Below are 17,205 nucleotides of genomic sequence, written 5' to 3' on the forward strand. Positions count from 1 at the left end.
CCCAGGCAGAGATTAAATCCGATACAGATGCAATGGCTGATATGTTCTGCATACCATTAAAGATTTGCAGCAAAGTTGGTTGGTAGAGAGGTTTTTGCTTGCAGTTATGGCGAGTTTCGCCTGTCTAGGCGGGAACCTTGCTCACTTGCTCATTGGACATCGCAAGTTTGAATTTTTCTCTGCTCATACTGGCCGACTATCCACGGGCGAAGCTTGCTTTTAACCGCGTGTGAATTCAAATCCGCTTGCTGTAAGCTACAATCTCGCCTGAATTTTTGAAAGTAGCGAAAGTAAATACCATGAGTAATCAATTTGATCTTGCCGTGATAGGCGCAGGCGCTGCTGGTATGATGTGTGCGGCAGTCGCAAGCCAGCGTGGTAAGCGCGTGGTATTGATTGATCATGCTACCCGTCTGGCAGAAAAAATCCGTATCTCGGGCGGTGGGCGATGTAATTTCACCAACCTGCATGCAGGCCCGAACAATTTTCTTTCTGAGAACCCGCATTTTTGTAAAAGTGCCTTGTCGCGTTATACACCGCAAGATTTCTTGTCTTTGATGAAGCGATATCAAATTGCCTGGCATGAGAAACATAAAGGTCAATTGTTTTGCGACGACAGTGCTGAAGACATTATCCATATGTTGAAAGCGGAATGCGATGTTGGCAAGGTGAACTGGCGCATGGGATGCAAAGTTGAAGATGTGCAAAGAAGTGAAGACGGTGCTTTTCGCTTGCAAACCAGTGCCGGGGAAATTCATGCTGCACAAGTGGTGATTGCTTGCGGTGGTTTATCTATACCCAAGATCGGCGCGACTGATTTTGCCCATAAGGTGGCCCGCCAGTTTGGCTTGAAAATCATAGAGCCACGCCCGGCTCTCGTGCCCTTGACTTTCGATGCCAAAGCCTGGGAGCCTTTCGTGCCTTTGTCAGGCATTTCACTGGAAGTGGATATAGAGACGGGCGAGAAAAAATCCCGAACAGTGTTTCGTGAAGATTTGCTGTTCACGCATCGTGGCCTGTCTGGTCCGGCGGTCTTGCAGATATCCAGCTTTTGGGAACCGGGCAAAGCCATACGCATCAATCTCTTGCCAGAAGTCGATGTGGCAGAGGACCTGGTTGGCAATAAATCGACCATCAAAAAGAATCTGGCAAATCATTTGTCGCAATACCTGCCAGCGCGCCTGGTTGATGGTTTGCTGACTGCGCATGGCTTTGCCGGTGATGCTAGAGTGGCGGATATGCAAGACAAGCGCTTGCGCCTGCTGGGTGATACACTGAATCGCTGGGAGCTGATACCCAATGGCTCTGAAGGTTATCGCAAGGCTGAGGTGACGCGTGGTGGTGTTGATACCCGTGAATTGTCCCAGCAAAGCATGATGGCCAATAAAGTGCCTGGCCTGTATTTCATCGGTGAAGCGGTGGATGTGACTGGCTGGCTGGGTGGCTATAATTTCCAGTGGGCCTGGGCATCGGGCACAGCAGCGGGTCTGGCAATATAAAAATCGCGTTGTATTTTTGCATGAATATGTACTGGGTGGTAGTATACGAGGCTTATGACGTATTTTCCTGCGTGATATTGACCCTTTCCAGGGATACCCCAGTAAATGCCGGGATTTTCAGGTAAAGAGCGAAGTGAATTTGATGAAAGTTTGTTGTCTGCCACAAGTTTTTGCGCAAGATTTAATCATCTTCCTTCCATTAATTTAATTTTCCTGTTAATATCTCGGTCTTCCTATAAATCTTTCCATGGTTTGAACTTACATGACCACAATTCGCCTTAAAGAAAACGAGCCGTTCGAAGTTGCCATGCGCCGCTTCAAGCGCACTATCGAAAAGACCGGTCTGTTGACCGAATTGCGCGCTCGCGAGTTCTACGAGAAGCCAACAGCAGAACGCAAACGTAAGTTGGCTGCCGCTGTTAAGCGTCACTACAAACGTATTCGTAGTCAGCAATTGCCTAAGAAGATGTACTAATCCTGCTGTTGTGTCCGGCAATTTGTCGGGTGCATCGCGGTTAGCGCATTAAACTTAGGTTTGCATGCCCGCTCCGGTCAGCCGCAGCGGGCTTTGTTGTCTTTGTCGCCGGCATTGCATGTGCCAAGTTGCATATGCCCGGATTAATATATGATTCATATACGATCCCTGTGCAGATTTGCACGGAATCCATTTGAATAATTTCAGGAGCAGCGTATGAGTTTGAAAGAACAGATCACCGATGACATGAAGGCTGCCATGCGCGCCAAAGAAACAGTCAAGCTGGGTACTATCCGCTTGCTGACGGCAGCCATGAAGCAAAAAGAAGTCGATGAACGCGTAGAGCTGGATGATGGCATGGTATTGGCCATCATAGAAAAAATGCTCAAGCAGCGTAAAGATTCCATCACCCAGTTTGAAGCGGGTGGCCGTCAAGATCTTGCTGATATAGAAAAAGCTGAACTGGCAGTCTTGTCAGTCTACATGCCAGCTGCAATGTCGGATGAAGAAGTGCAGGCGGCTGTAGCTGCTGCCGTGGCGGAAACTGGCGCTGCTGGCCCGCAAGACATGCGTAAAGTCATTGATGTATTGAAGGCAAAGCTGGCTGGCCGTGCCGATATGGGCAAGGTCTCTGGTCTGGTTAAAGCAGCATTGTCCAAGTAATCTGGCCTAGTCTTTTGTTTTATCCTTTAGCTGGCGTCCTGCTTTGATACCACAAAGTTTTATACAGGATTTACTGGCCCGCGTTGATATTGTCGACGTGGTGGGTAAATACGTGCAGCTAAAAAAAGGTGGCGCAAACTACATGGGTTTGTGCCCCTTCCATAATGAAAAATCCCCAAGTTTTACCGTCAGCCCTACCAAGCAGTTTTATCACTGCTTTGGCTGTGGTGCGCATGGTAGTTCCATTGGCTTTCTGATGGAATATTCTGGCCTCAGCTATGTTGATGCCATTCGTGACCTGGCGCAAAACAATGGCATGATCGTGCCGGAAGAAGATCGGCTCTTGCCAGCGCAGCGCGCAGAAGTCACTGCAAAAAGCCTGGCCTTGTCAGAAGTCATGACCAAGGCGGGTGAGTACTATAAGCAGCAATTGCGTACCGCGCCACAAGCCATCGCCTATCTGAAAAAGCGGGGTTTGACTGGTGAAATAGCCGCACGTTTTGGTCTCGGTTTTTCGCCGGATGCCTGGGATGGTTTGCGCAGTGTTTTCACAGACTACAATATTCCAGCCCTGGTCGAGGCGGGTCTGGTCATTGATAAGAGTGAAGAAGAGGGCGGCGGACGCAAACGTTATGACCGCTTCCGCGACCGCGTCATGTTCCCGATACGCAATACCAAAGGCCAGGTCATCGGTTTTGGTGGTCGCATCATGGAGCAGGGTGAGCCCAAATACCTGAACTCGCCAGAAACCCCCTTGTTCCAAAAAGGCCTGGAACTATATGGCCTGTTTGAGGCGCGCCAGGCTATTCGTGAAGCTGGTTATGTGCTGGTCACAGAGGGCTATATGGACGTAGTGGCATTGGCGCAAATGGGTTTCCCGCAAGCGGTGGCAACCCTGGGTACGGCTTGTACGCCCACTCATGTGCAAAAACTCTTGCGCCAGACTGATCATGTGATTTTCAGTTTTGATGGCGACAGCGCCGGGCGTCGTGCGGCCAGGCGTGCACTCGACGCCTGTCTGCCGCATGCCAACGATGACAAGGTCATCAAATTCCTGTTTTTGCCGAAAGAGCATGATCCCGATAGTTATATCCGTGAATTTGGTACGGATGCCTTTGAGCAGGAAGTGCGCGATGCCATGCCGCTGTCGCAATTCTTCATGCGTGAGATGATAGGCGACAATGACTTGAATACGGCTGAAGGGCGCGCCCGGACACAGTTCGATGCCAAGCCATTGTTGCAGGCCATGCAATCATCAGGCATGCGTTTGCAATTGGTGCGTAATCTGGCGCAGGTCACGCAAACCAGTCCTTCCGAGATTGAAATCATGTTTGAGCTTAGTCAGCCTGTGGCGCGCATCAAACAGGCGCCGCCCAAGAGCAAGCGTAATGCGCCGGTTGGATTGGAGCGTCAGATCATGCGCATTCTCGTCGCCCACCCTTCGCTGGCCATGATGCTCGACGAAAGTGTATTGGCTGATGCAGCCGTGCTGGCACCGGATGGCGCTGACATGTTGCGCAATCTGGTGTTTACAGCGCAAAGCATGGGTGAAAACGCCCAGTTCGCTGCGCTGGCTGAGCAATTGCGCTCTACAGGATCTGATTTTGATGCCTTGATCGCCGAACTGGCTGAGCAAGCCGAAACGGACATTGATATTGTCAGGATGGAATTGGCTGGTGCATTGCGGCAAATGCGCCATCAGGTGTTGCGGTCTGAGATGGAGGGTCTGGCAGCGCGTGGCTTGCGCGCACCTGAAGACATCGCTCGCTACCGCGAAATAACTCAATTACAAGACCAGCTCAGGAAGCAGGCAGCGGCTGAAGCTGCCGCGCGTTAATTTATTTGCAGCCCTCTTGTTTGGAGCTTTTTGCAGAGGCAAGCTGTCATGACAACTTTAGTCCAGGCCTTGTTATTTTCAGTTTTGGCGCCATTTCAGCTTGTAAAGGCAGCTTGATAGACGGATTATTTAATTATTTGTTAAATGATTTGACAAGTTTATATGTGGTGAGGTTGGGTTTTTGCCTCTTTCCTCCTTGGTTTTTGCCTAAAATTTGTTCACTAAGTTGATATAAGCACAGTCTCTGGCTGGAGTAAAGTATGCTCGCGTGGTATAATTAAAGGCTTTCGATTCAAGGTCTTAGGTTGTTTCATTCTGGGCGAAGCTTTTGTGTTTGCGCAGAATGTGTTGTTTAGGTGAGCGAAATGCTCCTCCGAGTAACCCAAAACACTGGCGCTGAGACTCGGGAAGTCTGCAACAAACCAGATTTTGCTCTGCGATGCCGATCAAAAGATCTGCTGGCAGCGCATTTTCTTTTTGTGATATGCCAACAGGCGACTTCCTCAGTACCGGATGGTTTGATTCAATGGCTAGCGCAATGAAGAAACCCGCGAAAACCCTGAAGTCCACTACGGTAACAAAAGCCGTGGCAAGTGCGCCCAAAAAAGCGCCTGCCACTGCAACAAGCATGGCGGTAAAAACCGCTGCAAGTGCTGGCACCAAGGCAAAGACAGTTGCAGCGTCTGTTGCACGGAGTACGAGTAGTAAGGCTGTCAATGTCAGTAAGACAGGCAAAGCAGCGGAGCAAAAAGGGGTTGCGAAAGACGTTAAAGCGCCTAAAGTGATAAAGACATCACTGGAAGCCGAGACTGTCGAGGTGACGCAGGCAACAAAACAGGCAACAAGTAAAGCAGTATTGAAGGCGGCAACAAAAGCCAAAGGCGCGGATGCAGAATCCGCGCCTGCGACAAAAACGGCTGGTAAGGAAGTGAGCGGCAAGAATGCGCCACCACCGGCAAGAAATGGGGCTCAGCCAGCAGAAGCGGCCGAATCCCAGCTCAGTGGAAAAACCAGGAGTGCATCTGCAGCCCGGCCAGAACCAGTATCCGTATCATCGAAAGCTTCTGTGACAATTAACAAAACCGATTCAAAGACAGTGACTAAGCCAACCAAGAATTCAGCGAAAGCTGCACCAGAGGTGCAGGAAATTAAATCCGGTTCTGCGCCTACCGTAAGCCAGACGACCGATGCTGCGGTGCTTGCCGCAATTGACACTTCCGGCTATGTATTGCCTGGGGTGAAGGTGCCCGGTCGCCGTGGCCGTAAGCCAAAAGAATACCAGCCTGAGAATGAAGAAATCGCCGCACTCAATGCAGTAGAGCGCGCCGAGATGAAAGCCATCGACAAGGCCAAGGCCAAAGACCGCAAGGCCAAAGAAAAGGCTTTGCTGAAAGATGCTTTCTCTTCTGATCCTGAAGCAACTGAAGAAGAACTCGAACGCCGTCGCCAGAAACTGAAAACCCTGATCAAACTGGGTAAGGACCGTGGCTACCTGACGTTCGCTGAAATCAACGATCACTTGCCAGAAAACGTTGTTGACCCCGAAGCCATCGAAGGCATCATCGGTACTTTCAACGACATGGGTGTGGCAGTCTACGAGCAGGCACCTGACGCTGAAACCCTGTTGTTGTCGGATAACGTCGTCACTGTCACCACCGATGATGATGAAGTCGAAGCCGCTGCTGAAGCTGCACTGTCTACAGTTGACTCCGATTTTGGTCGCACCACGGATCCCGTGCGCATGTATATGCGTGAAATGGGTTCGGTTGAGTTGCTGACGCGCGAAGGCGAAATCGTCATCGCAAAGAAAATCGAAGAAGGCCTGAAAGACATGATACAGGCGATCTCTGCCTGTCCGACCACGATTGCAGAAATCCTGGCTGCGGCTGAGCGTATCTCCGCCGATGAAATCAAGATTGATGAAATCGTTGATGGCCTGGTTGATCCAAATGCCGACGAGCAAGCAGCACCGGTAGTTGTTGCAGTGGTTGCCGAAGAGGCGTCTGAAGAAGACGAAGAAGAAGAGGAAGAAGAAGAGGAAGAAGAAGACGATGATGGTGGTGCCGCAGGCGCGGCCGCAATCTCTGCTGAACAACTCGAACAATTGAAACGCGATGCACTGGCAAAATTCGAAATCATTTCGACGAATTTTGACAAAATGCGCAAGTCCTACGAAAAAGAGGGTTACAACTCCAAGACTTATGTCAAGGCACAAGAAGCCATTTCTGGCGAATTGCTGGGCATACGCTTTACTGCAAAAGTGGTTGAAAAACTTTGCGACACCCTGCGTGGTCAGGTTGACGAAGTGCGCCATGTAGAAAAGCAGATACTGGAAGTAGTAGTCAATCGTTGTGGCATGCCACGCTCCCACTTCATCAAGGTTTTCCCTGGCAATGAAACCAATCTGAGCTGGGTTGAGGGTGAAGTAAATTCTGGTCACTCCTACAGTGCTGTGCTGGGACGTAATATCCCTTCAGTGCAACAACTACAGCAAAAACTGATCGACCTGCAATCTCGTGTTGTCCTGCCTTTGCCTGATCTGCGTAACATCAATAAAAAGATGTCTGCCGGTGAAATGAAGGCGCGCAAGGCCAAGCGTGAAATGACCGAGGCCAACTTGCGTCTTGTGATTTCCATCGCCAAGAAATACACCAACCGTGGCTTGCAATTCCTGGATCTGATCCAGGAAGGTAATATCGGTTTGATGAAGGCAGTGGACAAGTTTGAATATCGTCGCGGTTATAAATTCTCTACCTATGCAACGTGGTGGATACGTCAGGCCATTACACGTTCTATCGCCGACCAGGCACGCACTATCCGTATTCCTGTGCATATGATAGAAACGATTAATAAAATGAATCGTATCTCCCGTCAGATTTTGCAGGAAACAGGTGTAGAGCCCGATCCAGCAACGCTGGCGATCAAGATGGAAATGCCGGAAGATAAAATTCGCAAGATCATGAAGATTGCGAAAGAGCCGATTTCCATGGAAACGCCGATAGGTGACGATGATGATTCCCATCTGGGCGACTTCATCGAAGACAATCACACACTGGCACCGGCTGACGCTGCTCTGCACGCCTCCATGCGCAATGTGGTCAAGGATGTACTCGATTCCCTGACACCACGTGAAGCAAAAGTATTACGCATGCGCTTTGGTGTAGAGATGTCGACCGACCATACTTTGGAAGAAGTCGGCAAGCAATTCGACGTGACCAGGGAGCGTATTCGTCAAATAGAAGCCAAGGCTTTGAGAAAACTACGTCATCCATCACGTTCTGATAAGCTGAAAAGCTTCCTAGAAGGTAATTAATGTTATATAATGGGCGTCGGTTTTTTCGGTGCCCATTCAATTGATATTGTGCTGAGTTTTTTTGTTGGCACAGTATTTTGCAGGTGGCAGCATCGGGCTTTTCCTGCAAACCTGAAGTATTTGTCCAATCTTGGATTATCCTCAGATTAAAGCAGGCAGAGCTTGCAGAAAGAATTGGGCCTCTAGCTCATGTTGGTTAGAGCAGCGGACTCATAATCCGTTGGTACCGTGTTCGACTCACGGGAGGCCCACCAATTACTATGACTGATATCAAGTCCCCAGCTATACCTACTCCTGAGCAAACTACACCTGACGTGAAGTTTGCCGATTTCGGCCTGGCGCCGGAAATCTTGCGTGCCCTGACAGATCAGGGTTACGTTCATCCCACCCCAATTCAAGAGCAGGCAATCCCGGTAGTTTTGCAAGGCCGTGATGTCATGGGCGCAGCCCAGACTGGCACAGGCAAGACCGCAGGTTTTTCCTTGCCTATCATCCAGTTATTGCTGGCCCATGCAAGCACCAGTGCTTCACCGGCCCGCCATCCTGTACGCGCCCTGATTTTGACGCCTACACGTGAACTGGCCGACCAGGTTGCTGAAAACGTCAAAGCCTATTCCCGTCATACGCCGTTGCGATCCACTGTGGTATTTGGTGGCATGGACATGGCACCGCAGACGGCAATCTTGCGTAGTGGTGTAGAGATCGTGATTGCCACACCTGGTCGTTTGCTCGACCACGTACAGCAAAAAACCGTCAACCTGTCGCAGGTCCAGATCCTGGTCATGGACGAGGCTGACCGCATGCTGGACATGGGCTTCTTGCCTGACCTGCAGCGTATCATTAATCTGCTGCCTAAAACGCGCCAGAACCTGATGTTCTCAGCGACTTTCTCGCAAGAGATCAAAAAACTCGCTGCCAGCTTCCTGACCAATCCGCAAACCATAGAAGTAGCGCGCAGTAATGCCACTGCTGACAATGTCACGCAGATTTTGTACAAGGTAGCGACGGAAGAAAAACGTGATGCCGTGTCCTTCATCATCCGTGAACGCGGCCTGAAGCAAGTCATCGTGTTTTCCAACACCAAGATAGGTGCCTCGCGCCTGGCGGTGCATCTGGTCAAGCAAGGTGTCAAGGCATCAGCCATCCATGGTGATAAGTCACAGCAAGAACGCATGGCTGCACTCGAAGCCTTCAAGCAAGGCGAAGTTGAAGTGCTGGTCGCAACTGACGTTGCTGCTCGCGGTCTCGACATTGCCGAACTGCCTTGCGTCATCAATTTTGATTTGCCGTATAACGCCGAAGACTATGTCCATCGCATAGGCCGTACTGGTCGTGCTGGTGCCAAGGGTGATGCTATCTCCCTGCATACAGACCAGGATGAACGTTTGCTGATCGACATAGAAAAAATGATCAAGCAAAAAATCGTGCGCTTGCATCTGGCCGGTTTTGTAGCGACATCCGTGCATCAATCAGAAAACCGTGCACCGCGTGAACGTAGTGAATCTGGCGATCGTCCTGCACGTGATCGCGCTGACCGTGGTGAAAGAAGCGAACGCCCGGCACGTAGCTATCAACCGCCAAAAGAAAAAGTTGATCCATGGTTCCTCAAGCCTTACGAACCTAGTTCAGGCGCAAGTTCTACAAATAATAATGCGACGGCTTCCATGGCATCGCCATCAAATGCCAGCACACCAGCTAAACCACACAAACGTGCGGCTTTGTTGGGTGGTTTTCCCAAGAACTGATTTGGATGTGGCAAGGTCGATGACTTTGCCGAGCTTCTAATCTGTGGGGTGGGCAGGGTCTTATATGCCCAGCACTCGGCATTTAAATGACGTATGCGTTTCTTGAGGCAAAGTGTTGGGCTGGTGAAGCGTAGCCTGGCGAGGCCCGGCCTAGCGAGGCCCGACCCAGCCTACGATGCATGGCTAATCCAAGCTGCAATCACCGACCCGACCACACCAGATTCGCCGCACACAAATCCTCCAGCGCCGTTCCCACCGACTTAAACACAGTGATCTCTGCATCATCCTTGCGCCCAGCATGTTTGCCAGAACACAGCTCCGCCAGTTCAGCAACAATTGCCGACCTCAATAAACTGCCATTCGACAGCGTCTGCGTAATATCCCCGGCTTCGGCCAAAGCCCCCGTGTAAGTATCGACAAACACGGTCGCCCGGCTGATCAGTGCATCATCCACTTCGCGCATGTCCGGCTTAAAACCACCAACCAGATCCAGATGTGTACCTACTCTGACATAGTCACTTAATACTATTGGCGTCTTACTGGTCGTCGCGCAGCAAATGATGTCAGCTGCATGGCAGGCGGCCGCCAGGTCTTCAACAATATGCAACCTGATATGCGCTGGAAATTCTGCATGTGTGCGTATCACCTCTGCTGCTGCGGCTGACTTATCTGCTGATCTGCCCCAGATGCTGATATCAGTGATGGCCCTGGTCTGGCAATGCGCAATCGCAATATGCGGCGCCAGGCTGCCATTCCCCACCATCAGCAAATGCTGGGCATCGCGACGAGATGCATATGATGAGGCTAATGCTGATGCAGCGGCGGTGCGCCGCAAAGTCAATTCCTCGCCGTCCATCAGTGCGAGTGGAGCGCCAGTTTTGGTATCAAACAAGACAAAGATCGCATGCACAGTCGGCATAGCCGTATTATGTGGCGCTACCGTCACCAGCTTCACACCCAGATGTCCTTGCGGCTGCCACACCGGCATCAATAACAGGCTCGAACTATCGGCTTCCGACAAAGTGTGTGCATGCCGCTTTGGCACGACCATGTTTTCAGTAAAAGCCCGTCGCAATGCTGGTATCAGTGTGGCATATGGCAGGGTGCTGCTGACTTGTTCTTTGTTGAAATAAGGGATCATTTTTGTGTGAGAGATATTGCGGCTGATGTCGTGGCAAAGTAATTGATATCAACGATAGCACGGTTCATGTCTTGCTATGCAAATGGGCGGAATTTCCCGCAATCTTCTTTTTTTCCGGCATTGCTGCAAACTGCACAATCTTCGCTAAAAACTAATGGGTTTAAATGATGCAATTGCCAGTCAGAATATCCGTGAAAGTCATGAAGCGCGACGAGTGCTTTGGCCGCTCCACTAACAGCTTGAAAACAACTATCGCCAGCGGGATAAACAGGGTGCAGTAAAAAGCCATGCAATCTCCAGGGAAAATTACGTACATGTTTTAGTGATTCGCGCAGTGCATCACTATGCGCTTATTCCGTTATTCGCATGGGTGGGGAGAAATTTACAGGCGCACAAAATTTTCTAGTATGAATTTGACTGCGGTAGCCAGGATGGATGTCAGCCAGGCGTTGGTTGTTAGTGACGATTGCCTAGCAGATATATCAAGACATGTAAATGCGTTGCCTTGTGGAAATTAACTAATTTCCACTAATTTGACAAAACTTTGCATTTATTGTGCGCAAAAGATACAATGCGATACATAGTGTAGGTCTACTCCTACGGCAGAAATCCTCTTCTCTATTCATCTTTCTTCATGACCTCTCATTCTCTAGACCGCAATGCCTGGTTCTGGGCATTGCAAGGGCTTTGTGCGCTCCATCGCAAGCCCTTTTCGCTCGAACTGGCTACCCAGCAATTTGCCGCCCCCTACACCAGTGATGGTTTGCTGACAGCCGCCCATGCTTACGGCTTCACCGCCGACACCCGCAAATGCAAGGCAGGCAAGCTACACCAGGAATCATTCCCCCTCATCGTCTGGCTAAGTCCCTTGCCAGAAGCGGCAAGCGATATCACCGAAGTTGCGTTCAAGACGGAAGAGCGAAGTCCGCCTGAAGAAGAACGGCGACCGGAAACGCCTGTGCCCACATCTGCCCCCACGCTAGCCCCCGCCCTCATCCTGCAAGCCGATACCAGCCAAGTCCTCATCGTAGAATCCTCAGACGCCAGCCCCCGCAGCATCCTCCTGACAGAACTCTCTGCGCGTTATCAAGGCCAGATCACCCGCATCACCCCACAAGCCGATCCTGCCGCCGACCCCGATAGTGACCAGGCCGCCAGCCAGCAACGCAAATTTGGCTTTCGCTGGTTTATTCCAGAACTGCTCAAGCATAAAAAGCTTTGGCAAGAAATCCTGCTCGCCTCTTTGGTGATACAACTCATCGCCCTGGCGACCCCCTTGTTCACCCAGGCCATCATCGACAAAGTCGTCGTCCACCACACCCAAAGCACTTTGATTGTCATCGCCATCGGCATGGCTATCTTCATGCTGTTCTCTGCGGGTTTGTCCTGGCTACGCCAATACCTCATCCTGCACACCGGCAACCGCGTTGATGCCGTACTCGGCTCCGCCGTGTTCGAGCGCCTGTTCAAATTGCCCCCCATGTACTTCCAGCACCGGCCCACCGGCGTCATCGCCGCCCGCCTGCATGGCGTAGAAACCATCCGCGAATTCATCGCCAGTGCCGGTGTCACCCTCGTGCTGGATCTGCCTTTTTTGCTCATCTTCGTCGGCATCATGTTCTACTACAGCGTCACCCTGACCCTGATCAGCCTGGCCATACTCACCACCATCGTCATCCTCAGCGCGGTCGTTGCCCCCTTGTTCCAGCAAAGACTGCAAGAACAATTCCAGCAAGGTGCCCGCAACCAGGCTTTTTTGACTGAATACATCGTCGGTCTTGAAACCGTCAAATCACTCCAGCTCGAACCCCAGCTCAACAGCAAATACAGCGGCTACCTCGCCAGCTATTTGCAAGCAGGCTTCGCCACCAAACAACTGGCCAACACCTACAACACCTTCGCCAACCTGCTCGAACAGATCATGAGTCTGTTGATACTCGCGATCGGTGCCTACACTGTCATGCATGACACCGCCTTCACCATCGGTATGCTGGTCGCCTTCCAGATGTTCTCAGGCCGCCTGTCACAACCCATGCTGCGCCTCGTCGGCCTGTGGCAACAGTTCCAGCAAGCCAGCCTCTCCATAGACCGCCTTGGCGACCTCATGAATGCCCCCGTAGAACCTTACTCCGTCATCCCCGCCCGTGACAGCAAAAAGGCAGGCAGCATACAAATCCACAATCTCGCCTTCAAATATGGCGAACACCTGCCCACCGTCTACCAAAACCTTGATCTCCACATACCACAAGGCCAGACCATCGCCATCATGGGCCCCTCAGGTTGCGGTAAAAGCACCCTCGCCAAACTCATGCAAGGCTTCTACCAACCCAGCCAGGGCCGCATCCTCATCGACAACGTCGACATACGCTACCTCTCTGCCAATGAACTGCGTAGCCACTTTGGCGTCGTCCCACAAGAAACCACCTTATTCTCCGGCACCATCTACGATAACCTGCAAATGGCCAGCCCCAATGCCGGGTTCGAACAAATCGTCGCCGCCTGCAAAATGGCAGAAATCCACAGCGTTATCGAAGGCCTGCCCAAAGGCTACCAGACCGAGATCGGCGAACGCGGTGCCGGTCTCTCAGGCGGCCAAAAACAACGCATCGCCATCGCCCGCGCTTTGCTCAAACGCCCCAGCATCCTCATCTTTGATGAAGCCACCAGCGCCCTCGACACCACTACTGCAGAACACTTCGCCCAAACGATTAACGCCCTCAAAGGCAAAGTCACCATGCTCTTCATCACCCATGGCTTGCCCAAAGGTCTCAAGGTTGATGCGATCTATCGTTTGACGGAGAACGGTGCCCAGCAAATGCACCCGGCCCCGGTGGCTGTGCCAGCCAGTACAGCCGCATGACCATGGCGATAGCAAGCCGTCATTCCCGCGCAGGCGGGAATCCAGTGCCCGATCAACAGACAAAGCATAAATTGCTAATAAAAAATCAGTAAACAAACATCATGCAAGCCGCCATCTACATCCTCGCCAGCCAGCGCAGCGGTACTTTGTACATCGGTGTCACCAGCAACCTGGTGCAACGCATTTGGCAGCATAAAAATGATCAAGTGGCAGGTTTCACAGAAAAATATGGTGTGCATATCCTCGTGTATTACGAATTGTTTGACGACATCGTGAATGCCATTACAAGAGAAAAGCAACTGAAGAAATGGAACAGGGCCTGGAAGATCGCTCTCATAGAAAAACAAAATCCTGAATGGCAAGACCTATGGCCCACGATTATCTGATGAATAAAAATGGGACGGCAGATACGCAGTCCACGGCTCCGGCACTGGATACCCGCCTGCGCGGGTATGACGACACTGAAAGCAGGTGGTGCAAATACGGCAAGCCCCAAACCCGTCATTCCCGCGCAGGCGGGAATCCATCGTATTACCAGCCATGCAGCCAATAAACCCGGCACCAGCAAGACAACAAAGAACAAAGCAACAAAGACGGACCCAGATAAAACATGCAACAAGCCCCAGTACGACAAACGGACAAAGGACACAATATGAAAACCCCCAACCCTAAATCCCGTCATTCCCGCGCATGCGGGAATCCATCGTATTACCAGCCATGCAGCTAATAAACCCGGCATCAGCAAGACAAAAAAGAACAAAGCAACAAACGCAGACCCAGATAAAACACGCAACAAGCCCCAATACGACAAACGGACAAAGGACACAATATGAAAACCCCCAACCCTAAATCCCGTCATTCCCGTGCAGGCGGGAATCCATCGTATTAGCAGCCGCGCAGCCAATAAACGCAGCACCAGCAAGACAACAAAGAACAACGCAACAGTACCAACAACCCAAAACAGAAACCATGCAGCAAGCACAACCACCTCAGCCCGACCAGGCAACACCAGCAGCAACACCAACGGCCCCCAGCACCGCCAAAGTCATCCCCCTGCGCCCACCCAATCGCTGGCATGACCCTTTACAACTCATACAAACCCAGCAACCCAGCCACATAGGCCGCATCGTCCTGTGGGCAGTATGCTTACTCGTCTTCATCCTGCTGCTCTGGGCTGCCCTGGGCCAGCTCGACATCATCGCCACGGCTGAAGGCAAACTCACGCCACAAACGCTGGTCAAGATCGTGCAACCCGCAGAAGCAGGCGTACTCAAAGAAATCCTGGTACAAGAAGGCGACAGCGTCAAAGCCGGGCAAGTCCTGGCCAGGCTGGACACCACTCTCGCCAGTGCCGACAAAACCAGCATCAGCAGCGACCTCACCAGCCAGCAACTGCAAGTACGCCGCATCGAAGCAGAACTCGCCAGCCAGCCCATGCTCATCAAGGCAGGCGATGACGCCACCCGCTTTGCGCAAGTACAAAGCCAGTACCACGCCCACCGCAAAGCCTATCTCGACAGCCTTGACCAAGAAAGATCCATGCTCAGCAGGGCCGAGCATGAACGCAAAAGCGCCACAGAAATCCTGAGCAAGTTTGAACAAACCCTGCCCACCTATAAAAAGACCGCAGACGCCTACAGCAAGCTAGAGAAAGAAGGCTATGTCGGCAACCTCGCCAGCGCCGACAAACAGCGCGAAGCACTGGAAAAGTCCAAAGACCTCGATGCCCAGCACGCCAGCGTTGCCGCACTCAATGCCACCATTGATGCCCAACAAAAAAAACTCAGCCAGATACAAAGCAACTACCAGTCTGAACTGCAAAAAGAACTGGCCGACATCCGCGCACGCATCGCCCAGCTCCAGCCCACGCTGGACAAAAGCAATTACAAAGAAGGCCTGATGGAACTCAAGGCCCCGCAAGACGGCATCATCAAAGACCTGGCCACGACAACTCCCGGTGCAGTCGTGCAACCCGGTACCGTGGTACTCACCCTCGTCCCCAAAGGTGAACAACTGTATGCCGATGTGCAAATCAAGAACGAAGATGTCGGTTTTGTACAAGTAGGCCAGTCAGTACAAATCAAACTCGCCGCTTACCCCTTCCAGCGTTATGGCATGCTCAAGGGCAAAGTGATACATGTCAGTGCGGATGCGACGGAAACCAGCAGGCAGAACGGCAACCAAAGCGCAGACAGTAACGGCAGTAACAGCAGCAACATCGCCACTTATAAAGCCAGAGTGCAACTGAGCCAGCAAACGCTGATAGATGGGCAGGGGAACAAACTCAACACCACGCCGGGTATGCAAGTGGTGGCGGAGATTAATCAGGGTAAGCGCAGTGTGCTGGAGTACTTGTTGTCGCCGGTGAAGAAGGCGGTTAGCGAGGCGGGGCGGGAGAGATAATTGTTAATTAAAATGCAAATACATAATATGATGGATAGAACGAACAAGGATCTTGGTAACAAAGTTATTTTGCAAAGAATGAGACGCCGTAATTTTTCGCTTAACCAAGCAAATAATTCAAGCAGAAAGAAAATATGAAAACCTCGATACAAAAAACAGAACGTGTAGCTGCGTTGAAGTTAAATAAGACAGTCTATGGTGCAAGCCTGATGGTTGCATTAAGCCTGCTGTCGGCCTGCCAAAGCGCACCAAGGGCAAGCAGCATACGTGCAGCGACGCCAGCAGAAATGGCAATAGTCCAGCAGGAGTGGATAGATAAAAAGTGCAATGTGGGATTGGGTGAAGTCAAGTTTATAGCCTGCGCAACAGTTGCGGCCAACCAGATGCCTGCATTTGATATCAACAAGCGCGAGCAATTTGGTGATCGTTATAACCCCAAAGAATGGCTGGAATGCATGAAGCGCTCAGCAGAAAGAGGCGGGCGTGGTGATGGAGTATGTGATCCCTATAAGTTGCGTAGACAAACTGATCCCGAGTACTGGCCTAACCCGGAAATTTTGCCAGTCAAATGGCCGAAAGCTACGGAAGTTCCCAAAAAACCGGATGGACTCAGTGATCTCGAATATTTTCATTGGCTTTGTAAGCATGAAGCAGGAGAAGTCATTTACAAAACTGTGGACAAGGTAGAGGGAGTTTATGAAATAAGGCCGATTCATGAACCTAGTGATCAAGAGTATGAGGATAAGTATGTGTTGGAAGATCCATATAGTACAACCAGGGGTATGTCAACCGTGCTTTGGAAAGTATACGTTCAACCAAAACTAGGAAAGTACCAATTTCTAGAAATGGTGACACCAAGTATCAGTCAAAGCATATTTGTTAGTGGAATAAATAAGAATTTGGATTTCCGCAACTTAAAAAGTAAGTATGTTCGCTTCTTCAGAGACGAAAATTCACATCCAGAGGATAGAGGGGCAATGGAACCTAACATCGTTAATGCGGAGCCTGCAGAGCAATTACAAGCTCGCTATGGATTTACATGGAGAGGCGTTGGCGGCAGCAAGTTGCGAGAACACGGGATATCTGGTGGTGAGCAGATCGTGCTTGATCTTCAAACTGGTGAAGTGTTGGCATGGCGTCGGAGTTTTGTACGTAGCACAAAAATCTGGTGGATGACAGCGATGCATTGCTCACAAGAGATGACGAATCCGACAGACATGTTCGTGAAGCGCGTACTTAAACCTATACATGCACCAAAATAATTTTAAG

12 protein-coding genes and 1 tRNA gene are annotated in these 17,205 nt (G+C 51.0%); 12 read left to right on the plus strand and 1 reads right to left on the minus strand.

What is annotated here, in order from left to right:
* Positions 1–299: 299 nt before the first annotated feature.
* The 7 genes from H8L47_RS19600 (at position 300) to H8L47_RS19630 (ending at position 9,532) form a co-directional block, all read left to right on the plus strand.
* Positions 300–1,499 (plus strand): BaiN/RdsA family NAD(P)/FAD-dependent oxidoreductase, encoded by a 1,200-nt coding sequence (locus H8L47_RS19600; RefSeq protein ID WP_186955297.1) that lies wholly within the window; start codon positions 300–302, stop codon positions 1,497–1,499.
* A gap of 262 nt (positions 1,500–1,761) precedes the next feature.
* The gene (gene rpsU / locus H8L47_RS19605; RefSeq protein ID WP_005877634.1) at positions 1,762–1,974 is read left to right on the plus strand and encodes a 30S ribosomal protein S21; all 213 of its coding nucleotides are present in this window, start codon (positions 1,762–1,764) and stop codon (positions 1,972–1,974) included.
* 216 nt (positions 1,975–2,190) lie between these two features.
* Positions 2,191–2,637 carry a GatB/YqeY domain-containing protein gene (locus H8L47_RS19610; RefSeq protein ID WP_110257242.1) on the plus strand — a complete coding sequence of 149 codons (447 nt, stop codon included), beginning with the start codon at positions 2,191–2,193 and terminating at the stop codon, positions 2,635–2,637.
* 43 nt (positions 2,638–2,680) lie between these two features.
* The gene (dnaG, locus tag H8L47_RS19615) at positions 2,681–4,474 is read left to right on the plus strand and encodes a DNA primase (RefSeq protein WP_186955298.1); all 1,794 of its coding nucleotides are present in this window, start codon (positions 2,681–2,683) and stop codon (positions 4,472–4,474) included.
* A 538-nt stretch (positions 4,475–5,012) separates the two neighbouring features.
* On the plus strand, positions 5,013–7,787 hold the full coding sequence (gene rpoD, locus H8L47_RS19620) for an RNA polymerase sigma factor RpoD (protein ID WP_222616612.1): 2,775 nt from the start codon (positions 5,013–5,015) through the stop codon (positions 7,785–7,787).
* Between the two features lie 176 nt (positions 7,788–7,963).
* A tRNA-Ile gene (locus H8L47_RS19625) sits at positions 7,964–8,041 on the plus strand.
* Between the two features lie 6 nt (positions 8,042–8,047).
* The gene (locus H8L47_RS19630) at positions 8,048–9,532 is read left to right on the plus strand and encodes a DEAD/DEAH box helicase (protein WP_186955299.1); all 1,485 of its coding nucleotides are present in this window, start codon (positions 8,048–8,050) and stop codon (positions 9,530–9,532) included.
* Between the two features lie 199 nt (positions 9,533–9,731).
* Here the strand turns inward: H8L47_RS19630 and lhpI are convergent, their stop codons facing one another.
* Positions 9,732–10,673, minus strand: a complete 942-nt coding sequence (lhpI, locus tag H8L47_RS19635) for a bifunctional Delta(1)-pyrroline-2-carboxylate/Delta(1)-piperideine-2-carboxylate reductase (RefSeq protein WP_186955300.1) — start codon at positions 10,671–10,673, stop codon at positions 9,732–9,734.
* A 634-nt stretch (positions 10,674–11,307) separates the two neighbouring features.
* Between lhpI and H8L47_RS19640 the strand changes: the two genes are divergently transcribed.
* From H8L47_RS19640 to H8L47_RS19660, 5 genes are all read left to right on the plus strand, one after another.
* Positions 11,308–13,533, plus strand: coding sequence for a peptidase domain-containing ABC transporter (locus H8L47_RS19640; RefSeq protein ID WP_186955301.1), 2,226 nt, complete (start codon positions 11,308–11,310; stop codon positions 13,531–13,533).
* 101 nt (positions 13,534–13,634) lie between these two features.
* A complete protein-coding gene (locus H8L47_RS19645; RefSeq protein WP_186955302.1) occupies positions 13,635–13,919 on the plus strand; it encodes a GIY-YIG nuclease family protein in 285 nt (94 codons plus the stop codon).
* Positions 13,920–13,985: 66 nt separating this feature from the next.
* Positions 13,986–14,189: a hypothetical protein gene (locus tag H8L47_RS19650; protein ID WP_186955303.1), complete on the plus strand. Its 204-nt coding sequence runs from the start codon at positions 13,986–13,988 to the stop codon at positions 14,187–14,189.
* A gap of 313 nt (positions 14,190–14,502) precedes the next feature.
* Positions 14,503–15,936, plus strand: coding sequence for an HlyD family type I secretion periplasmic adaptor subunit (locus tag H8L47_RS19655; protein WP_186955304.1), 1,434 nt, complete (start codon positions 14,503–14,505; stop codon positions 15,934–15,936).
* Positions 15,937–16,070: 134 nt separating this feature from the next.
* Positions 16,071–17,198, plus strand: coding sequence for a hypothetical protein (locus H8L47_RS19660; RefSeq protein WP_186955305.1), 1,128 nt, complete (start codon positions 16,071–16,073; stop codon positions 17,196–17,198).
* Positions 17,199–17,205 lie beyond the last annotated feature (7 nt).

It is taken from the genome of Undibacterium umbellatum, from assembly GCF_014284125.1.
GTDB lineage: Bacteria > Pseudomonadota > Gammaproteobacteria > Burkholderiales > Burkholderiaceae_D > Undibacterium > Undibacterium umbellatum.